The sequence below is a fragment of the Virgisporangium aliadipatigenens genome (genome assembly GCF_016863615.1).
GTDB classification, from domain to species: Bacteria; Actinomycetota; Actinomycetes; order Mycobacteriales; family Micromonosporaceae; genus Virgisporangium; species Virgisporangium aliadipatigenens.
In genome coordinates, this window is the sequence record NZ_BOPF01000026.1 from 112,353 (window position 1) to 134,249 (window position 21,897).

General features: G+C 65.1%; 9 protein-coding genes. 1 reads left to right on the plus strand and 8 read right to left on the minus strand.

The genetic code is table 11. The annotated features are described in order from the left end of the window. Nucleotides 1-12: 12 nt before the first annotated feature. The 8 genes from drmC to Val02_RS31455 form a co-directional block, all read right to left on the minus strand. Nucleotides 13-723 (minus strand): DISARM system phospholipase D-like protein DrmC, encoded by a 711-nt coding sequence (drmC, locus tag Val02_RS31420; RefSeq protein WP_203902873.1) that lies wholly within the window; start codon nucleotides 721-723, stop codon nucleotides 13-15. After that, nucleotides 713-2,779, minus strand: a complete 2,067-nt coding sequence (gene drmB, locus Val02_RS31425; protein ID WP_203902874.1) for an MrfA Zn-binding domain-containing protein — start codon at nucleotides 2,777-2,779, stop codon at nucleotides 713-715. The genes drmC and drmB overlap by 11 nt, the downstream gene beginning before the upstream one ends. Then, nucleotides 2,776-6,480, minus strand: coding sequence for a DISARM system helicase DrmA (gene drmA / locus Val02_RS31430; protein ID WP_239153473.1), 3,705 nt, complete (start codon nucleotides 6,478-6,480; stop codon nucleotides 2,776-2,778). The genes drmB and drmA overlap by 4 nt, the downstream gene beginning before the upstream one ends. Next, nucleotides 6,477-10,541: an Eco57I restriction-modification methylase domain-containing protein gene (locus Val02_RS31435; protein ID WP_203902875.1), complete on the minus strand. Its 4,065-nt coding sequence runs from the start codon at nucleotides 10,539-10,541 to the stop codon at nucleotides 6,477-6,479. Before Val02_RS31435 ends, drmA begins: the two co-directional genes overlap by 4 nt. Next, nucleotides 10,541-13,711, minus strand: coding sequence for a DISARM system SNF2-like helicase DrmD (gene drmD, locus Val02_RS31440; protein ID WP_203902876.1), 3,171 nt, complete (start codon nucleotides 13,709-13,711; stop codon nucleotides 10,541-10,543). The genes Val02_RS31435 and drmD overlap by 1 nt, the downstream gene beginning before the upstream one ends. 200 nt (nucleotides 13,712-13,911) lie before the next feature. Continuing rightward, a complete protein-coding gene (gene nagA, locus Val02_RS31445; protein WP_308440032.1) occupies nucleotides 13,912-15,114 on the minus strand; it encodes an N-acetylglucosamine-6-phosphate deacetylase in 1,203 nt (400 codons plus the stop codon). Between the two features lie 16 nt (nucleotides 15,115-15,130). Beyond that, nucleotides 15,131-15,754 carry an acyltransferase gene (locus Val02_RS47700; protein WP_239153474.1) on the minus strand — a complete coding sequence of 208 codons (624 nt, stop codon included), beginning with the start codon at nucleotides 15,752-15,754 and terminating at the stop codon, nucleotides 15,131-15,133. 22 nt (nucleotides 15,755-15,776) lie between these two features. Further along, complete coding sequence (locus tag Val02_RS31455) at nucleotides 15,777-17,972, minus strand: hypothetical protein (RefSeq protein ID WP_203902878.1); 2,196 nt, start codon at nucleotides 17,970-17,972, stop codon at nucleotides 15,777-15,779. Nucleotides 17,973-20,882: 2,910 nt separating this feature from the next. Between Val02_RS31455 and Val02_RS48885 the strand changes: the two genes are divergently transcribed. After that, entirely contained in the window at nucleotides 20,883-21,236 is a 354-nt protein-coding gene (locus Val02_RS48885) for a hypothetical protein (protein ID WP_444546005.1), read from the plus strand. Nucleotides 21,237-21,897: the final 661 nt, after the last annotated feature.

Sequence of the window (21,897 nt, forward strand, 5' to 3'; positions counted from 1 at the left end):
CTCCAACCCTCGTCAGACCACTCGTTCGTAGAGAACGCCGTGCTTGCTGCGCATCAGGGACTCAATCGATTCCGCGAGGCTGGTGTCGTGGACCAGCAGGCCCAGTTCAACATTGGTGTTTTCGGCGCTGTAGGAGAAGTTCGCGCTGGTCATCAGGGTGAGCGCGCGGTCGATCACGATGAACTTGGCGTGGCTGACGAGAGGTTGGTGCGCGTCGGGCAAGGTCAACGTTCGGAAGACCGTCGCTTTCGGCAGGTGCGCCGCGACGGCCGTGGGTGATCCAGCATGTGCGTCGAGGTAGACCTTCACGCTCAGGTCGGCCCGGGTGGCTGCGGCGCGTAGGGCGGGCCACATGCCCGAATGGGGGGTGAAGTTGAAGCTGGAGCAGACGATAGACATGCGGGCTTCCTCGATGAGGCGTTGCGCTTCGCTGGTAAGGCGGCCGATCGTGGCTTCGGAGCCGGGCATGGTCCAGACGGGGGTAATGGTTGTGCGGACCGAGCGGGCGCCTGCGATGGCCCGCAGCACAGCCACCGTGGTCTCCACCTGGTGCGGGCCGAGTCCTGCCTCGGTGAGCAGGCGTTTCGCTTCGCTACGGCGGGCGGTGTGGACCTCCTTCAGTGCTTGGGTGGTAGTGCTGCCGGCTTGGAGTGCCGTGGCCAGCCGCTCGGCCTCGAACGCGGTGATGAAGGCGCCGAGCGCGGCGTGCGGGTCAGCAGCCATCGATGGTGCCGAAGAAGCCGGGTACCCGTTCGTCGTCGATGGTTGGCAGGGTAAGCAGGAATCGCCGGTCCAGGAACCGATTGGCGCGTTCGCAGGAAGTCTCCGAGGCGAAGCAGCAGCAGTGACAGGCTGCCCCGTGGAGGAAGTCCTCGCCGTGTCGGGGGGTCCGCTGGCCGCAGACCGGGTCGGAGGAGCATCGGGCCGCCCGGCGTAGCGCGTCGATTACGAGTCCTTGCAATCGTTCCGGTTGGCTGAGCGCGACCAGGCCGCCGAGGGTACCTTCGCTGTCCGAGGCGGTGGTGCAGATGAGCAGACCGGCTGCTGCTGGCCGGTCGGGGGTGGCTGGCCAGGCGTAGAGCCGTTCGCTGAGGCTGGCGGCACCGTAGCCGCACGACATCGCCATCTCCCGGATGAGGATGTGCGCGAGGGAATGGATCAGCCAGTATCGCGGGGCGGGAAACCGTGTGTTTGGGTCGATCTGGGCGGCGGTTTCGGAGAAGCGGCGGGCGAAGTTGCGGCGGTGGGCGTCGCGATGCGCGCGCCACAGGGACGACGGGAGGATCTGCGCTTCCCACGACGCGACGGCGTTCTCGTCGAGTTGTAGGAAGATGCCCTCGCCGCGGTCCTCGGTGGCTGGTACCCATGTCGGGCGGCCGTCACGGGTGAGCTTGACCAGCCGGGTGGCGAGGTCGTTGACGCGGTCCATTTCGTCGATGCGGGTGAAGCCGATCACCGCGTTGACCTTCTTCATCCGGTTCACAGCGATGACGCGGTTGACATGTTTGGGTAGTTGGTCGCCGGTGGGCATCTCGGTGACCATGAGCCCGCTTGCGTTCTCCTGCTGGGCGAACAGGCTCGGCTTTTGCAGGTAGTCCCACTCCGGTACCAGCAGCTCAACCGGATCCCACTGCCGTAGCTTCTCCTGCCGCTCCTCCTCTGACGGCGGTGGTGCGAGAGCTTCGGCTGCCGAGGCGGTCAACTCTTCGTCGGTGATGCCGCTGAGGTCGACCTTGTCGTCGAGAAGGTCCCGCAGCATGTCTGGCTTGTTGGCGTACTTGGTTAGCTTTTCCGTCGTCATGTGGGTGCGCAGCTTCGTGGCGAGCGCCGTCCGGTCTTGTTCGGCGGTACGCGGCATGACGATGATCGATTGGGTGGAGGCGAACCACAGGTTAGACGCGCCCATCATCATCAGCGACGTGCCAAGTCCGCACTTGGTGTCGAACGCGTTCAGGTGCGGGTGACGGCCCCGGCAGGCGGGCAGTTTCCGTTTCCCGGACTCGCCCTGCGCCTCGCTCATGCTGCGTCGCTGCTGGCAACGCTCGCACGTGACGACCGCGCCCGCGCCCTGACCGACGTTGCTATCGCGGAGCTTCAGATCCGGCTGTGGCGCCGCCGGGCAGGGATTGCCGTGGTGCACCCACAGTGTGTACGGGAACTCGTCTAGGTGCCCGTTCGCGCAGGCGAGCAGGTAGCGGGCGGGCACGGCCGGGCTGCGGCGGGCCTTACCCTTCGCGCCAGCCTTCGGCTTGCCCTTCGTCCCACCGGCGATGCCGCGGCCAGGGCAACTGGCGTGTTCGAAGGTCGCCAGGTCCGGACGGAACGGATGGGTGTTGGTGTAGCTGAACCGCGACAGCGGCCCCAGATAATCGCAACTGGTGCAGCGCAGCCACTGCGGAAAGACTCGCGCCGGAATGCCGAGGTCGGACCCCTCCTGGGACATCGCGCGGGCCTTCGGCTGCCACGGGAACGGGCGCAGTTGCTGAACCCGCGGCCCGAGATGGAGCTGCACGACCTTGAGAAGCCGCGGTTCCTCGATGGTTGGCACGGTGGGCCTGCGTCGCCAGATCGGCTCCCAGTCATCCAGCCCGGCCGGCATGATCGAGAACTGCGGCAGGTCCATGATCGAGCCGACACCATAGGTGTAGAGCAGCGACGACGGGCGAGCCGAGCCGACCTTGGCCCGGTTTTTGGCCTGCGACTGCTCGCTTTCGGTCAGCGGATCCATCGGCTCCGACGACTCGAAGATCATCGACAGCGGGTCAGCGTCGAGTGTCACGCGGTCCCTCCTTCGATCGGCAGCTCCCAGCGCGGTGCATCATCAGGCTCGACCGCGAACAACCGCTCCGGCAACGGGCTCACCAACAGGTTGATCTCCGGCTGGACCTCCCGCATCGAGTGCGCGATGACGAACGGCGCCCGGTCTTTCAGATCCTGGTTCGCCTTCGCGTGCTCCGGGCTGATCAGCAGCGGCAGAAAGCTGTCGTTGTCGCCCGTGCGCTCGTACACCAGGGTCTTGCTCAGCTTCGTGGCGTACACGCCCCGGGCGCTCCACTGGTCGAGGCGGTTGGCAAGCCGTTGCTGCGCCTGCGTCGTCAGGTCGTCCAACTGGGCTGCCGCCCGGATCCTGGCGTGTAGACGGGCGATGAGGGCGGAAAGGGCGTCCTTCTCATCGCGGACCCGCCACGCACTGCGCTCCGGGGACAGCCCGTCATCCCGGTGCGCCTGCAGCACCCGCGCCGCGCTGACCAACACCCCGTCGATGCCCCGCTCCAGAGATGTAGGCGAGAACGGCGTGACCGACAACGCCTCCACCTGGGCGTAGAACGTCTCGTGGTAGTGCCGGAACTGCTCGAAGTGGGCCAGATCGCGAGGCCGCGCCCAGTTGCCCAGCGCGACGACTAGGCCCGGACGACCGCCATCCTCGCCCGGACGGCCGGTGTCGCGACCAACCCGAGACGACGCCTGGATGTACTCGGCGGTGTTCTTCGGCTGCCCCACCACCAGCATCAGCCCGAGGCGCTGCACGTCCACGCCGACCTGCAGCATCGACGTGGCCAGCACCACGTCGAACGGGTCGGCCTTCGGCCGGGCGGTCTTCTCACCCGCGTCCTGCTGTTCGAGCCGTTGCCGCATCGCGGCGGTCGTCGCGTATCCGGGGTCGAACTCCAACGCCAGGTTGTCCAGCGTGCGGCCGATGTCGACCGACGCGATGCGCGAGGTCAACTCGCCGGTGACGAGCCGGCCGTACGAACCCTGCCGGCGCGGGAAGCCCGACCCGGGCCGGGGCTGCCGCACCCGGTTCTGCACGTCGTCCGCGACGTACCGCGCCATACCGGCCAGCTCCCGGGTGGCATTGAAGTACCCGACGAGCGTCATGTAAGGATCGGCGGCGGCCCCGCTGCGGTCAAACAGCAGTTGACCGGCGAGCAGCAGCGCCTCAGCGACACGGATCTCGGCGCTGGACAGCCGCACACCCTGCGCGCTGACGCCGAGGTATCGCCGGCCAGGGCTGGTTGGGCCGACCGGCAGCTCCTTCGAGAAGTAGGTGTCGGCCACGTCGAGCACCTGCGGTGGGAAGATTTCCACCCCTCGCCCGTAGAGTCCGCGTACCTGGTCGTCGGCTCTGCGTACGGTCGCGGTCGACGCGACGATCATTGGCCGGACCGGGGTCCCCTCCGCCATCTCCCAGGAGGCCAGGGTTTCCACAGCGACCTCGAACAGGCCCACGGAGGTGCCCAACGCGCCGGTAATCAGATGCAGCTCGTCCTGGATGATCAGATCCGGCGGCCGGAGGCGTCCCACTGGACGTACCGTCGCGGCCGGCAGGCCGGCCTCGGCCTGGTGCCCGGTCTTGATGCTGCAACCGGCATAGTCAGGGTGCACGTAGCCATGCCGTCCGCAGCGCCGCCCAACATAGCCGAACAACGCCGCCGCCTCACCCTCCCGGGCGAGGCGGGCGAACTTGTCCACCGTCGCGATCACGAACACCGGTGGCATCCGGTAGATCTCCTCATCCACCGTCAAAACCGGCAGGCCCTCGGAAACCTCGCCGCCCTTGGCGAACGGACACCGGCCCAGGTCGTCACCGCAGAACACCAACACCCGCCGGGTCGCCTTGACCGGCACCACGTTGGCGGCGCCGATCGGGCTGCCGCACCACGGGCAGCGTTGCACCTGCAACACCGTCAGCCGGTGCCCGCCGTAGACGTTGGCCTTGCGTAGCTGCTCGTCGGCCTCGTCCCAACGCTTCGGGCTGACGTCCGTGCCGACCCACAACCCGATCCGGAACGGCTCGCTGCCCCAGGCTGCCGCATCACGGCGGCGTGCCAGTTCGGCCGCGCAGACCAGCGCTGTTGCCCGCTGGAACTGCTGCGCGGTCAGCAGCCGCAGCGTGTACCGCATCAACACGGCAACCCCGTCGCGTCCGTCCAACGGCCCGTCCGACGACGCTACAACCTTGTGCCGACGTCGAATCGCGAACGTGTAGGCGGCCAGGCCCAGGTACGCCTCGGTCTTGCCGCCACCGGTCGGGAAGAACAACAGTTCCACCCGTGACAGCTCACCGCTGCGCACTGCTGCGGTGGGATCGGTCAAGGCCGGCAGTTGCATGAGGATGAACGCCAACTGGAACGGCCGCCACGATGACGGCTTCTCCCGCTCGGCGGCCTCGACCTGAGCACGGGCGTCCGCGAAGGACAGGTTGGGATCAGAGCTTCGCCTGGCCGAGATCTGGGAGTGGATACGTTGGTCACGCATGACCTCGTTCATAAACCGGAAGCATGCGAACGCCTCCGGCTCACCGACGACATGAGCCAGGCCGGCCGCTAGCCGCCGCTGCGCACCCCGCGCCTCGTCCACGACCTCCTCGGCCAACTCCCGTAGGTGCGCCGGAAGCTGGGCGGCCTTCGCCGCCTCCCCATCCAGCCAAATGCGGTAGCCGTCCACGAGCGGAGCGAGGCCGTCACGAACTTGGTTGGGCGTGGCCTTTGCGAGGGCATCCATGCCCAGCAACGCGCCGTCGACCGACCGGGCCTGCGTCTGCGGCGTCTCGGCGACCGGCAGCCACGTCGTCCACACCGCCGTGGCCCGCCGCGCGCCCGGTTCAGCTTGCCAATCAACCGAACAGGTCCGCCCGACCGCGAACTCCAGACGATTGCGGTACTGAAGGTGCAACCGGCGCACCTCCTCGTCGTGCTCCGGCCACTCCTGCTCCATGACGTCACGCACAGGCAGGAACGCCGCCGCACCACCCGCGTCGATGTGCAGCCTCGTCTGGAACAGCCACTCGTTCACCGGGATCGTCGGCGGTGTCTCGCGGTCGTTGACCAACGCAATCTCGATCAGTCGCCGACCAAACCGGACGTCGTCGTACGCGTCGATGCGCACGCACACCTGGCCCGTCAACACCCGCGTGTAGGTCCGCCCCGGCGTCAGCTCGACAACCGCGATCTTCTCAACGATCCCCACTGGCGTACGTCGGTACCGGCGTAATGGCCGACCCTTCTTGTCGATCTCCTCGGTCTTGACACTCTCGTAGGTACCCCAAGTCGCTGTGACTGTGAACTCGGTCAGGTCGTTCGGTACCTGGAAGCGCAAGCCCATCGACGATGGGATCATCAAGCCTTGCTTCGGCGCCTTGTCGTCGACGTCGTCCTCGTCCGCGTCCGCGCCGTTGTCGTCAGCGGACTCGGCCGGGATGCCGCGCTGGGCGTGCACACCAGCCTCGTCGGCCCGAATGCCGACCAGACCGTAGCCGTCCTCGGCGCTCGCCGGGTCAGCGCGCTCCTCAGTCAGCTTCACCGGCGCAATGTGCCCGACCAGGTACAACTGCCGAGGGCTGACCGGCAACAACTCCTCCGGTCCACCAGCCGGGCCCAGTAGCTCCCGCTCGAGGATGTCGACCAAGTTTTCCCGGACCGTGTACGAAGTGTCGTCCGGCTCATGCTCTAGTCGAAGGCTCGGCGCGCGATCAGTCACAGCAATGTCCCTTGCGCATCGTCGGCGAGCGGTTTGCGAGCGCGGCTAGGCGCAGTCGGGGGCACCTTCTTCCGTTGCGCCGCCGCCCGACGCAGGTTCTCCGCGAGCAATGAGTCCAGGATTTTCACCCGGGCGGCAGGACTAACCGTCCACCGAGTGACCTGCCGGTACGTGTGGAACCCGTGATCCAACGGCACGTCCGACCAGCCATACGCCGCCATCACCGTCTCGTCCAGTTCCACGTGAATCCGCCGCATCCTAGCTATGTCAGGGTCGTCAGCATCACTAACGCTCGGGTTGTTGACCAGGTTGTACAGCCTGGTGAGTCCCAATTTCCGGCGCAGCATGATTTCCCGCCGCTCGCCGTGGAGGATCTCGCCGATTCTTGATAAGCGTTCCGTCAATTGTGGACGCGGAAACGTCGCGAAAACTCCCGACGGGGTGTAGGTCACATCTGCACGCATGGTAGAGCCGTATTTTATCGCCCAAAGCTGGTGCGCGCTCGATGAGAGCACCGACTGCACTGCGAGCGAATCGGTTGCGAAAACGACCAACTTCTGGTCGAATACGAACGATGTTGGGACTCGCATCGGCACCACGGTCTTGCTCACTTGTGCGATGACCAGCGCGCTATCGAGTTCAGCAATTGCCTTGCGCATCGCTGGTGCCGGACGCTTAAACTGCCACCAGAGATCTCGCAGAGCAGGGCTGCTGCTGGCGACCCTCTGCGGCTTGACGCGGGTCTCGACCGCCAGAAAAGGCGCAACGTACGTAGCTGCCACATCTTCTGATAACCCAGTGAAATCGATCACCCATCGAGACGCCGTACAGTCCGGCCTTGAATTCAAGTCCTCCCCGTTTAGATACGGAAAGAGAACATCGTTGTTGCGTTCATCTTCGGCAATCCATTCCTCTGCTTCCTTCGGATTCAGAATGAAGCCCGCACCATGCACATAGGAACCGATGAAGGCCATACCGTCGTTTTCCAGCAGCCGCTCCGGTGAACCGTCAATCTGACCGGTCGCCTCGAGCAGTGTGGAGATCCTAGGCACCACAACTCCATCAGCAACTCGATTGGCTTGACTTGCGACCGTTGTCCGGGTGCCCCAAATCGCCGCGTATTCCAAGTTGGCACTCGTCGAAGGCCAGGGTGCGCTCTGGACGGCCCTAGTCAGCGTAAAGCCCCGGTCTACCATCTGGTCGAGGCCGACTTCACGGGTGTAACCTTGCGCGACGCTGTTAGTGGCGACAAGGCCGAGCGCTCCGGTTGGCCTCAATAGCGTGAAGGCGCGGAGAAAAAAGTACGCGACCAGGTCGGCACTGCCACGAGCACCATGGGCTACTTGATGCACGGTCCAGTCGCGCACGTTGGTGCCCAGCGCGCCCGTGATCTTCGAACCACCCAAGTAGGGTGGGTTGCCGATGACAGCATCGAAGCCACTGTTGTCGATCAATACGTCAGGGACTTCGAGTGCCCAGTGTAGCGGTTGCCACCGTTCGTAGTCGGTCTGCACGGTCGGCGTTAGTCCCGAATCCACAATGGAAGCTAGGAAGCTGGGATCGGGTGGCGTATTGCCTGGTGGGATTGCGGCGGCTACTGCATCGGCCAGGTTCTCGTAACCCTCGTCCAAGGCCCTACCGGGCTTCCCGCCGAGGCGCAATCCCGCGGCGATCACCCCGTCGGCCGCCCTACGAAGCTGGGCGGTCAGATCGTGCAACCGGTCGAGCTGGCGCCGCTTGGCGCTGGCGCTCCGTTGGGGGTCGTACTCGCGCACCTCGCTGGCCAGCTCTCGACGAATCTCCACGGCTCGGCGGATGATGCTGTCCATGTCGCGGGCGAATAGGCGGGGCTGCTGATTCTCGGGCGGGTCGACATGTAGGGCGCGCAATTGGCGCAGCTCGGTGAGTCCGAGGAGCGAGTTGCCATGCAAGATCTTGTCGTCGACGAAGGAAAATGGCAGTTCGCGGTCGAGCGACACCAGCCACAGCGACAGCTTGCACATCTCGACGGCCATCGCGTTGATGTCGGCGCCGTAGAGGCATCGGGCGACGACCTCGCGGATCGCGTGCTGGCGCAGGTCGCGGCGGTGGGCGTTGGCTGGGTCCTCTGCGGTCCACGCCTCGACCAGTCGGGCGGCGAGGTAGCGGGCGGCGGCGACGAGGAATGCGCCGGATCCGGCAGCGATGTCGGCCACCTTGAGGGCGAGGATTTCGTCGGAGTTGCGAAGCCGCCATGTGTCCCGGTCTGCGGTCTGGTGCGGTCCGGGGGAATAACAAAGTGGTTCGAGGGCGTGCTGGACGACTTCCTCCGCGAGGGACTTCGGGGTGTAGTGGGCGCCGGCGTTGCGCCGCGACGGCGTCTCGTTGACGAGCAGGCCGCCGTCGAGGACCACTGTTGGACGGTCGCGCAGGTCCCGCCGGATGATCGTGGACCAGCGGCGCAGCCGTGCCCGCAGGGCATCGTCGTTGGCGGTCACGGCCCGCAACTGGCGGTCGGCGTCCTCACCTTGCGTGGCCGCGAGCAGTTTCGCGAGGGCGTTCACGCTGGGCGGGGAGGCGGCGGACTGGTCCGCCTTGACCCAGGCGATTATCGCGGTAGCCAACGCGGCCGGCGTCGAATGATCGTCGGCGAGCGTCTCCAGCACGGTGAGTGGGATCTCCGGTTCGGCGCCAGTGCCGCCGACGAGGCCGAGCTGGACATCCCCGGTGACCCGGATGCAGGAGTAGCCGAGCAGGCCCTCGTAGATGTATCCGATCTGTTCCACGTCGATGTCGCGGAACGAGATTCGGCGGGCGTCACCGCCTTTGAGCTGGGCCACCTGGACCGAGCGCAGCACGTGCAGCATGACCCGGTCGGAGACGGGCAGTGCGAGAGTGCCGTTGTCGTTCGAAGCGGTCAGGAAGCCGTACCGGGCTGGGTCGAACAGCGATCCGCCGTAGGCGGGCATCCGCATGTTCTCAAACGATGCGCCGCGGTAGAGGGCCTGGCTCGTGGCCAGGAGCCGGTGCCAGGTGAGGTACGTGCTGTCGAGGGACTCTTCGCCGTCGACCAGGCGGCGCTGTTCCAGTGCGTCGAGTTCGCCGCTGATGCCGTACCCCTGTTGGAAGAGCTGGCTTTGCGGGAGCAGGCCGCGCTCTTCGGCGAAGAGCAGGAACACGACGCGCATCATGACGGTGACGGCGGCGGAGTAGGTTTCGTGCGGGTTGTCAGGCAGGGGATCGGTCAGGCCACGACGGCGGTGGTCTGCGGCCGTTTCGGCGAACGCCTGGATCAGCAGTTCCACGGCCCGGCGGACCTGCGCGCCGAGCGCTTCGGTGATCTCCTCGGCGGCGGCGACGGATTCCTCGAACAGCTTCGGTAGCCGCTCGCTCGGGTCGCCGCCGATGATGTACTGCCGAGCGATGACGGTGAGGAACGCGTTGCGGGTCAACGGTTCCTCGACCCAGGTCTGGGCGTCGACGATACCGGAGGCGACCATGGAGTTCTGCCGTGCGCAGACAAGAGCCCACCAGCGGCCGTCGGTGACGATGCCGATCTCGACGTCGGCCCCGCGCAGCATCGCCTCCATCCGGTCGATAGCGGTGGCGGCCCAGCCGTCGGTACCCGTGGCGTGCAGGGTGTCGCACCGGTCCACCATGCTGACCAGTGCGCCGATGCCGTCGGGGCCGTGCAGCGCGGCGTCCGGTGTGACGGTGATCCGCCGGTCGGGAGAGGTCGCGGCCACGGCGGGCGCGCATCCGGGACCCCAGGCCAGGGACTCACGCCAGCCGACCACATCGCGCAGGACCGTCTGTACCCACGTGTCGCGGACGCTGGCGTACTTGGCCTGGACCGTCTCGTCTTCCGGGTCGATGTCGAGGGCTTCCCAGGCGTGGTCGAACGCAGGCTTCGCCTCGCGCAGCGCGTCGAGCCGCTCGGGGGCCAGCGTGGGGATGCCCTGCGGCCATACCCGCTTCAGCGGTGGGATGGCCAGGAACGGGCCGTCGGTCTCGACCAGTTCCAGCCAGGCGCGGTGCAGTTCGGCGGCGGTCTTCGGGCGGAAGGTTCGGGTGGTCCGCATCAGTGTGCTCCTCCGCGGCGGGCGTCGGCCGGGGTGAGGGCGAAGACCACTGCGGCGGCGGTGGTGTGCGGTTTGACCTCGCGGTACCGCTCGGTGATCGCCGCGACTTCGCGGTGTTCCTCGTCGCCGAGTTCGTCGAGGCGGCGGCGCATCGCGTCGATGTCGCGGCGGCGCTGCCGTTGCTGGTCGTCCGGGAACAGGGCCAGTTGTGCCTGCATCTCCGCGCTGGTGAGCTGTTCCAGTGACTCGTTCAGGTTGCGGCGGAAGGCGGCGAAGATCTCCCGCGCCCGGGTGGTGTCGGCGTCTTGGCGCTTCGCCAGTTGCTCGCTGACGCGCTGATGGCGGCCCTCGGCGCGTCGGGTCATCGAATCGAGCAGTCGAGCACGTAGCGGGGAGTCCGGTTGATTCCACTCTCGTGTCAGGTCGGCTCGGATGTCGTCGGCAGCCAGGGTCAGCCGTTCGGCGTCGAGCGCCTGGTCGAGGAGGTGCTCCGCGCGTTCCTCGGCGATGGCGCGGCGACCGCGAAGGCGTACCCCGGCCAGGAAGATCTCCTCGTGTAGCCGAAGCCCACCCCGGCCAACGAGCACCATGCGGGTGACAGCGGCGACGAAGGACTCTTCCAGCTCGTCCACGACGACGGCGGTGACCCGGTGTAGTGGGGCGTCGGCGCTCCACAGCGATCGGCGGAGCAGGCGTTGGGCCTTCTTCACCAACGGATGCCCGAGGTGGACGTAGACCAGATCCTTACGTCCGGCCGTGGCCTTGTCGTCAAACGTGATGGGGCGTAGCACTCCGGGCTCGGAACGGGTGTCCAAACCTTTCAAGGTGGACTGCCAGGCCGGGCCGAGTGCCGGCACGGTGAATACGGCGGCGTCGGTGCGGTCGTCGCCGGCCTCGACCAGCGCCGGCTGGTGGCTAATTCGCAGGGCGGTGTCGACCACTCGACGCAGGTTGGCCGGGTCCAGATGCATCTGTGCTCGGCTTTCGGCGTAACCCTGCTCAAGTTGGGTCAGCCGGCTGTTCAGGTCTAACCCGCCGGCCAACGCTTTGTTGATCACGCTGTTGCCGTCGAGCGGGGTCTTCTTGCGCCGGGCGGTCCTGGTCCGCGTGAAGTGGTCCTGGATCTCTTCGGCGATGACCTGGTTAACGGAGCCGAGGTCCCGGGCGACCGTGACTACCTTCTTCGCGATGCGGCCCATGAACTCCATGTCTGCGGCGTACGTCGTCGAGGACCGGTCCGGGGCGAACTGGAAGATCAGTGGGGTTTCGTGCTGGCCATACCGGTCGATCCGGCCGATGCGCTGTTCCAGCCGCGACGGGTTGAACGGGATGTCCAGATTGATGAGCCGATGGCAGTGGTCCTGCAGGTCGATGCCCTCACCAGCCGCATCGGTCGCCAGTAGGATTCGCACCGGGTTCTTTGCGGGCTCCGTCGTGAAGTGCTCCCGGATCAGTTCGCGTTCCTCGGTCGGCGTCTCGCCCTGGATGATTTCCAGCACGTCGCCGTACCCCTGTTGGGTCAGCACGCGGTGCACCCACTCCAGGGTGTGCGCGTACTCGGTGAACACCACGACGCGCTCGTTGGACCAGAAGCCACCCGGTCGGCAGATCGCATCCAACGTCGTGATCAACTCGCCGAGCCGGGAGTCTGGTCGGCTCTCGAAACCCAACCCCCACTCGGCCAGCCTCTGCAACTCTCCCGGCTGAGCGGCAACGAGCGGGTCGGTGGACTTGCTGTGCCGCAGGACCGTCGCCTCGTCCTGCTCCCACAGCCCTTCTTCCTCGTCGGACTGGCCCTCACCGAGGATGTCGTCGTAGTCGAAGTCCGTCGGTGCCCGCCCGGTGGAGCGGGCCGCGAGGTACGAACTCAGCGTCATGCCGAACGCCCACGGGCTGGACAGGAACCGCTTCTTGAACAGCATCGCGGTGATGTCGCCGGACGCGCCGGTGCCATTGGCCTTCGCGCTGTCGGTCAGGATACGGTCCAGCAGGGCGAACATCTCCTGCTCGTCCGCGTGCGGGGTGAACGGGATGACCCGCAGTTCGCGTGGCCGAAAACCCTTCTCCGGCAGGTCCGACTTCAACCGGCGGACCGTCACGTCGCGCAGTGCCCGCTCGTCCAGCAGCGCACCCCGGCTGAACCGTCGTGAGTCGATCATCTCTAGCAGCGCCGTGAACGACTCTGGGTGCCCGTTGTGCGGGGTGGCGCTCAGGAAGAGGCGATGCTCGCACTTGTCCGCCAGGTCCCGTACCGCGATCGTGCGCTGCGTGTCCACCGCATATCCGCGCCCACCCCCAGCCGCCGATGGGCTGGCCGGCGCAACGTGATGAGCCTCGTCCACGATCAGGATGTCGAACGCGTACCGCCGGGCGGTCTTCGTACTGGCGGCCTGCGCGTAGACATCACGCAGCATCCGCTGCGCCCGCACCTGGGGCAGCCAGGCCATGCTGACGATCACTCGCGGGTACAACTGGAACGGGTTCGCGTGCAGGCCGTAGCGGCGCCGCACGTCCCGCATCATCTCGCTATTGATGATCGTGAAGTCGAGACCGAACTTGTCCCGCATCTCGTCCTGCCACTTCAGCGCCAGGCTCGGCGGGCACACCACAATCGCGGTTCGCGCCCGATGCCGCAGCAGCAACTCCTGCACCACCAAGCCCGCTTCGACCGTCTTGCCAAGGCCGACGTCGTCGGCCAACAGCAGGTTCGTCCTCGGCGCGGACAACGCCCGGCGCAGCGGCTCCAACTGGTACGCCTCGACGGCGACACCGCTGTGGAACGGCGCTTGCAAGCTACGGTCGTCGGCCGAGGTGACCGCGCCCCAGCGCATCGCGTCCACGAACCCTGCGAGGGTGTTCGGGTCGTCGAACGCGTCCGGGTTGATCTGCGTCGGTAGACCCTGCGCGGGCGTGACGGTGTGGCCGACCTCCAGCTCCCAAACGACCGTCAGCTCCTCGCCGAGCCGGTCCTCATCGAGGGCCTGCAGCGTGACCGCATGGTTTAACGTCGCCACGGCCTCATCGGCAGGGCTCCGCGGTAGACCCTGCTGCTGGACACGCGCGACTGCCCACGTCGAGCCGCGCACCTCCACAACCTGTCCCGGCTCCGGGACGGCCAGGGTGGCAACAGACGTCGGCGAGAAGGGCGCCTCAGTGGCTGAGATTGTCACCGCAGAACCCTAACCCGGCGACCGGCTGCGATCTCACCCATCGTGGTGACATGGGGCCGCTTGGTCAATTGCGACCGACGCCCAACCGAAGATCATTTAGTTGTGCAAACGAGCACACGGGGATCTTCGCTGGCGTGCAACACCCGAGCGAAGATCCCATACCGTGGCATACCGTTAGGACCTAGAGAAGACTTAGAAGCTTACGCCATCCGAGACCACTGACTCGAACACTCATGGCCTCCGATCCATACGGTGTCGACACTCATATCATCATTCCAAACGACCGCATCGGCAGCCATTCCTCCCGATAGGCTGCCGAAGAAGAGATGTTTCCCGATAACCTCTGCCGGCGTTCGAGTAGCCAGCTGGACCGCTGCCGGAACGCTAAGTCCCACGTAGTCAACCATGTTTCGTACCATTGTCGCGAGCGGTGTTGCTGTGCCCGCCAGGACGCCAGAGTCTGTGTAGCAGCCGCCATCGCGGACACTCACGCGAACTCCATACAAATCAAAGGAGTCCGCCAGTGCCCCCAGCGGCGAAACTGCGTCCGTGGTTAGGTACGCTCGGTGTGGACCTTTTGCAAGAAGGGCAGCTCTCACTGCTACCGCGTCAACGTGCAGCAAGTCGCCGATGATTCCTACGTAGACATCAGGATCAGCAATGGATGCGCCAACGAGTCCTGGCGCACGAGAAGTCATTCCCTCCATCGCGTTAAACAGGTGTGTCGCTCCGCGTGCCCCTTGGCGAAATGCCGCAGCGGCGTCTCTTGCCTCAGCCTTTGAGTGCCCAAGCGAAACAAAGACGCCTCGCTGTCGAAGGAACCGAATCACCTCAGCGGATCCAGGCAACTCGGGCGCGAGCGTAAAGATCCGAACATGTCCACCGCCGGCGTCGATCAGGCGCTGCGCTACCTCGACCGAAGGTTCAAGTAGGTACTCCTCTGCGTGGCCTCCTCGTTTGCCAGCACTAAGGAAAGGCCCTTCAATATGGATCCCGAGAACTCTCGAGCGGTTCGCAGGCACATTTTGCTCGGCGAACGATGCCGCCAAGCGAACTGCATTCTCCATGTCGTCGAGGGGACCGGAGATGATCGTCGGACAGACACTCGTTGTTCCGAGAGATGCGTGCGCACGGAGAATTTCCTCGTACGCACCCGAGGTCGACGACAGGGAAAACATGTGACCGCCGCCGCCGTTAATCTGGATATCGATCAACCCTGCCGTCACGAGCTTCCCTTGACAATTTACTTCCTCATCCCAGTCGGCCGGCACACCTCCTGCTGTAATGGAGGAAACAACTCCACCGTCGAAGACGACAGTCGCATCAGGCAGCACCGCGCCAGCCTGAACCGCCCGACAGTTAGTGAGCCCGACTCGCATGTTGAACCCCTTTTGATTGGCCATAACCGACTATGTGCCCCTATCTAGCCAGCGAGCGTACCGGACGAGCCGGTACGCCAGCTACAAGCGTCCTTTCTGGTACATCGCGAGTAACTACTGCGCCGGCTGCAACTACCGATCCTGCTCCAACCGTAACGCCGTCGACGACAACGCAGTTTGCGGCAACCCAAGCCCCATCTTCGATACAAATTCCGACCCTAGTCTCGGGTTGTTTCGCATACGGAATCGAGATCGAAGGATCGAACCCGTGGGTTGCAGCCACGATGTAGGTGTGACCCGAGATCATCACATCATTTCCGATGATGACTCCTCCATTTCCTCCGATGTAGACGCTCTGTCCAATTCCAGTGCGTGCACCAATCGCGATGCGGCCGTTCGCGCCATAGCAGTCGAGATAGGAGTATGATCGAATAGTGACATCGTCTCCAATCTCGATGCCAAATTCTCGATCAGATCTCGCGTTGATTAGAACGCCTTCCTTGAACCACACGTTCACGCCGACCTTCAACTTATGAAGCGAGCGAATTCTCGTCCCCCGATCTATCCTTAGCGATCGATGAAGATGCGGCGAGAAACTCGCGTACAGCCGACCACGGACCCTTCTGGATAGAGAATCCGTGGCGCGTAGCATATAGTCGGCCACGAGTGGCACGGTCGACACGAAGTCACCCCTTGAGCCATTGTGCCAGACGGGGCAAATGTGTCTCAAGGAACGTCAGCCATCGCGGTGACCCGCCGAAGGCGATAGAGATCCTTATTCCGATGTATACGGGTGCCAGAAAAGTTAATAGGCCGAGAGGTATGGATAGCTCCTTCCAATCGGTCGCCCATTTGTGGAGCCCTTCCCATCCGATAGTTTGAGGTATCAGCGCGACCGCTAATGCAATGAGTAGGAGGTATCCAAAGATAAACAGCGTGACCGATAAGCGCCTCGCTCCAGCGAGTCGAACGCTCGATTGCCGTCCATCCTCTCCGGCTTGCGCCGCTGAATCCGCTGTCGCTTGTGCAATCAACAACATCTCGTGGTTCTTCTGCCTAAAGCGGTCAAGCGTGTCTAGGTCCAGCCTTCGTGCGCGCCTGTCGGCAATCGAGAGGAGCGCCTGCCCAATTGCTGGGTCGACAATTTTCGCAAAACGCGCTAGCGCGAGGGCAGCTTTTGCGGTCGCTGCAGTTTGCTGGCGCCATGATCCACTTTCGCTGTCGTACTCGTCCAGGATATAGGCTAGGCCGCTAAACAGCAGCTGCTTGATCGACCCCACAGAGGAATTCATGCCCTGGTAAAGGTCCAACAAAATTCCGACCGTCTCCGCGGCGCCGAATACCGTCAGCCATTCTGCTTGGCCCGCAGCGGCCGGTCTGAGCTTTTCGACTTGTCTTTGTGCGTGTTCGAATTCACCGAGGGCAATTAGTGTTCGCATATACCGAAGAGTCTCTAACCCCGAAGCCCAGCCTTCCGGGTTCTGCAGGATGCCCTGTCTGACGCGACTCAGTTCTGCAGACGGTATCGCATCTGGCGCGATACGGGAAAGTAGGTCGGCTGCGGTCGCTCTATTGTATAGATTTTGATTTGCGGCTCGACTCTTTACCCATCCCAGCGCTGCGGCGTATCTCGGTCCGTCCTCCCCAAGCCAGTACATAACGTTCAAAGCTGCACATGTTGCACCAAATACTCCGTCGTAACTTCCATCTGGCTGAAGGTGCTTTGCTACCTGCTCGAGCACTGCATCGCGATAAGGTGAAAGGTCTAACGACTGGTCGCTGAAGAATGCAAGGACGTCTACCGTTGCCCAGAAAGAGTTGTCCCAAAGTCCGCCATTATACTGCGTCTGCAACCAAAGTTGTGCAGTACTGCTAAGCAGCTGATAGTCATTCTCCCTCGAAACGCTTACAGCCAAGGTGCGATGAGGATTTAGGCGACTAAAATAGTGGACCGGCGGATGGCCTTCATCACGAATTATTCGATCTACGCAAATCTTCGCCTCAGCCTCCGGCCATGCGGGGTCAAGTAGCACCGCCCCGTAGCGGATCTCTTCGGGAGTCCATTCCGAGAGTTCCGACATGACATATTGGGCGATTGGGATCTTCTTGTCGCGAAGGACATGCTCGGCTAGATCTAGCTCGAATGAGTCAGTGCCCCGACGCTTCAAAAGCGCCACCGGAGTCGACCCTTCGGTGACAAAACGGACACAGTTGCCGAACAATTCGTCATGGCGCTGCCAGTCCAGGACCAGTGCGCTGACAATGACTCGCGGACCGGCCGGATCGTCGGTTGCGAGAAGAAGGTCTTTTCGCTCGGAAGCAGGGCCAGCTAGTTGCGCCACGCTCGAATAGACGTCGGCAGAGAAGGAGTCGAGATATCCCCAGCAGAGTCCCGGCACATTTGGATTGTCCATGCAATGGGCGTTGACGCGATCAACACTGATTCTCGTAGGATGGCGGAGGATCGGATGACTTGAGGAACTTGGTGCGACTTCTAGCAATCGCGCGCTGCGATCTCCTGTGACCAACTTTCTTCCGGTCACAACGAATGGGTCTTTGAGGAACGGAAATGGTCCGTGGCGCCTGTCATCTGATAGCGCCATTTGGAACAGGACGAGCATGCCCAATCGCTGCGCCTTCACGCGGTCCGTGATTCGCTCGCCATTATCATCGAGCCATGCTCGGATAACGGCGTCATTGCATGCATTCGTCGCGATCACGAGTGAGTCTAATCTTTCGATTTGGGACCCCAGCGACGCAATGTTCTCGCCGGTGAAGTATTTTACCTCATAATCGAAACTCGAAAGCAACTGACGTACGTCGGCGTACGAGTAGCGCAAGAGTTCGTTCTCGTTTTGCACCACGCCAACGCGGTACGCCATCGTAACCTCCTGTTGCAGTGAGTTATACCTGCTTACTACGGTCGAGGTTGGGCTGACTGTCCGATGCAGGACATTGGGCTGGTAGTCGGGCGCACAACGAGCCTCACGGGTGGCGGATTGCACCGAGTCGGTGCCACGGGTGCCTCTCCGTTCAACGACGTTGCCGGATCGTATGAGCGAATCGGCGTCGGTATCATTGTGTTGTAGCCGCGGTCGGCGTAGCGGCCGCCCGACCTGGCCTCGGATGGGCGGGATCGCGTCCAGTAGTGGTAGCAGCTTGATCCATCTTTGTGGTTGCGACCGGTACGACGACCACGGCCAGGGCCGCTCCGGCAGCGCGATGATCAAATGGTGCTTGGAGCCAGCACGGGCTGCGGTCGACCGGCTCGGCCCCACTGCGGCCGCTTCCACGCACCGGCCCTGTCCACGTCCAGTTGTCTTTAGCGTGTCGCTCCGGACACGCCGACCGCGGCGGTAGGTAGCTATTTGACCCGATCCCGCTCGCGAACTCGAACAGGACGGCCTCCAGTGCCACTCGATCATCGATGCGTCGCCGGCCCGAACCGGATCCGGCGCGGATGGGTGGGCATGAGCACAGCCATCCGTGCCCACGAATCATCGGTCAATACCTGATCAAGCACGACCGAAGTCTCAACCGTTAGCTAGCGGCATCGACGGACACCGAGTCCGCTCATTCTGAACTGGTCCCTGGTACTGCAACGGCAGTTGGCGTGACGGCTGTTGGTGCAGGTTCGTTGGTCTGTTCGTGGCGGATGTCGATGTTGCGGCCTGGCTCGGGGTGCTCGACGAGTTGCATGGGCGGATCGCGGGTCGGTTCTGGCGTTCTGAGCCGCGTGGGCGTGCGCGGCAGTATCTGTTGCTGCACCAACGCCGTGCCGCTGCCGGTGCCACCACGCCGGCCGATCCCAGGCGCCAACTAGCGAAGCATGGGCTTGTTCGTGCCTGTCTGTCCGGTTTGCTGGTCGCCCGCCGACAAGACCACCGTGATGTCGAGGGAGTTCGCCGCCCATGCACGCAGGGAACGGCGCCGTCCGCATCGGCGACGACCAGACCGTCGGCTATTCGCAACGGAGCCCGGCGCTGAACGCCAGGAACGGATGCGGTCTGGGTCGACCGCGGACACAACCTCTGCCGGCCGCAACAGAGCTCGACGCTGAACGTCGGGAACAGGGCACCGAGACCGCTTCGGCCGGGTCGTTGGGGTGGCAAGTGCCGCAACGGGGCCCAGCGCGCCGAACGCCGGGAAAGGAGGCGCGCGAAGCCGGCAATCCGGTGCACTGGAAGCCGCCGCAACGGAGCCCGGCGGTGAGCGCCGGGAACGGACCCGAACGTCGAGATTGAGATCGGCCACCTGTACTGGCCGCAACGGAGGTCCGGCGCTGAACGCCGGGAACGGCAGGGCGCGGCGGGCGGTGGCGTAGGCGGACAGGCTGCCCCAACGGAGCGTGGCGCTGAACGCCGGGAACGGTCTGTACTGGGACATCGAGACCGCGATGCTGTGGGGGCCGCAACGGAGCCTGGCGCTGAACGCAGGGAAGAGTCGGCCTGTCCGAACACCTCCAGTTGGCGACGTACTCGTCGCAACGGAGCCGGCGGTGAGCGCCGGGAAGAGCGACCACGTTCCGGACGATGTCGCCGCGCAGATCACGCCGCAACGGAGCCCGGCGGTGAGCGCCGGGAAGAGATGAACCGGTCGACGTGGCGACCACCCGCATGATCCGGCCGCAACGGCGCCCGGCGCTGAACGCAGGGAACGGCCGACCTGGCCGGCGGCCTCGTCGGGCAGATCGTGCCGCAACGGAGCCCGGCGGTGAACGCGGGGAACGGCGACGCATCCGGTCGACGGTGCCGGCGAGCCGTGGCAGCCGCAATGGAGCCCGGCGGCGCACGCCGGGAAGAGGGCCTGCGGCACCACCGCCATCCCGGCCGCGGTACCGCCGCAACGGGGCCCGACGCTGAACGCCGGGAAGATGAACTTCAAGGCGTGGATCGACACCTATGTGGACGCGCCGCAACGCAGCCCGGCGGCGGACACCGGGAAGAGCCTGACGGGCTTCGTGCGTGAGGTGCCCTACCCGTCGCCGCAACGGCGCCCGGTGGTGAACGTCGGGAACGGCGACGCATCTGGTCGACGTTGCCGGCGAGCTGTGGCAGCGGAACGGAGCCCAGTGGTGAGCGCTGGGAAGAGCAGCTCGATGAGCCGCTGATCCGTGTAGTTGCCCATGCCGCAACGGAGCCCGGCGGTGGGCGCCGGGAAGAGCACCTGGTCACACATCTCCTGGTACCGGTCGCGGGCGCCGCAACGGAGCCCGGCGGTGAACGCCGAGAAGAGCTGAAGGCCCTGTACGACAAGTACGTGCAGGACATCGCGCCGCAACGGAGCCCGGCGCTCAACGCCGGGAACGGTTCGTCATGGGTCTCGCCGCCGTGCGGGAGGGCTGGCCGCAACGGAGCCCGGCGCTAAACGCCGGGAACGGCGGAGTCGAGACGGGCCGACAGCGCGGCGCACCGCTCGCCGCAACGGAGCCCGGCGGCGAACGCCGGGAAGAGACGACGAACAACGGCGAGATCGACAACCTGAACGTGCCGCAACGGAGCCCGGCGGCGAACGCCGGGAAGAGCTCGCGACCTGCCTCAAGGGCGGGCGGAACAACTGGCAGCCGCAACGGAGCCCGGCGGTGAAAGGCGGGAAGTGATCGTCGGTAAGCACCGGCCAGAGCCGTTCGTGCCGCCACAACGGGCCCGGCGGTGAACGCCGGGAATTGGTCGAGACCACCGAAGGCGACGCGGTGCTGTGACTGCCGCAACGGAGCCGGCGGTGAACGTCGGGAAGAGGTCCGGTCGGTTCGACCACGCACAGAGGGAGAGAGGCCGCAACGGAGCCCGGCGGTGAGCCGGGAAGAGACGGAGCTGGACACCCTGTACGGGCCGCAAAGGAGCGCGACGCTGCACGCCGGGAAGAAGGCACCGGCTGTTCTCGGGTTCTCCCTGCTGCGTACCGCCGCAATGGAGCCCGACGCTGAACGCCGGGAAGAGCTGAAGGCTCTGCGCGACAAGTACATGCAGGACATTGCGCCGCAACGGAGCCCGGCGGTGAACGCCGGGAAGACGGTGACGATCGACAGGTGCAACATCTGGGGTTTCGGGCCGCAACGGAGCCCGACAGTGAGCGCCGGGAAGAGTCGAAGTGCTGGCCGCCGAACGCGATTCGCACCCGGTCACCGCAACGGAGCCCGGCGGTGAGCGCCGGGAAGTGGCCCAAGGCGAGGCCGTATGGGGCAAGTCCGGGATGGGCCGCAACGGAGCCCGGCGGCGAACGCCGGGAAGAGGGGTCGCGACCACGCCGCGTGAGGCGCTGGAGATGGCGCCGCAACGGAGCCCGGCGGTGAGCGCCGGGAAGAGCGGGCCGATTCTCGGTCCGGGGTGAGGTAGACCTGGCCGCAACGGAGCCCCACGCTCAACGCTGGAAAAAGCTGTGGCGCCTGGCGCCGGCCGACAACGAGATCGAAGCCGCAACGGAATCCGACGCTGAACGCCGGGAAGAGCTACGACATGCCACAGCAGGACACCATTCACCTGCCGCCGCAACGGAGCCCGGCGGTGAACACCGGGAAGAACCGCCGTAGAAGCCGGGGTTGGCGCCGAGATGCTGGCCGCAACGGAGCCCGGCGGGTGAGCGCCGGGAAGAGGCGGATCGCCGGACGGTCCTCGGGCTTGATGTTGCCGCCGCAACAGTGCCCGGCGGTGAGCGCCGGGGAGAGCTTCGCGGCCGGCGACGTCATCACCGCGCTGGAACTGCCGCAACGGAGCCCTGCGGTGAGCGCCGGGAAGAGCAAGGTGGGTCCGACATCCCAGAGCGGGTTCGGTGCCGCAACGGAGCACGGAGCCCGGCGGCGAACGCCGG

Bases quoted from the DNA above. Each gene is read 5' to 3' on its own strand.
- drmC (WP_203902873.1), bottom strand. From the start codon at position 723: ATGGCTGCTGACCCGCACGCCGCGCTCGGCGCCTTCATCACCGCGTTC.
- Val02_RS31435 (WP_203902875.1), bottom strand. From the start codon at position 10,541: ATGCGGACCACCCGAACCTTCCGCCCGAAGACCGCCGCCGAACTGCAC.
- nagA (WP_308440032.1), bottom strand. From the start codon at position 15,114: ATGGCCAATCAAAAGGGGTTCAACATGCGAGTCGGGCTCACTAACTGT.
- Val02_RS31455 (WP_203902878.1), bottom strand. From the start codon at position 17,972: ATGGCGTACCGCGTTGGCGTGGTGCAAAACGAGAACGAACTCTTGCGC.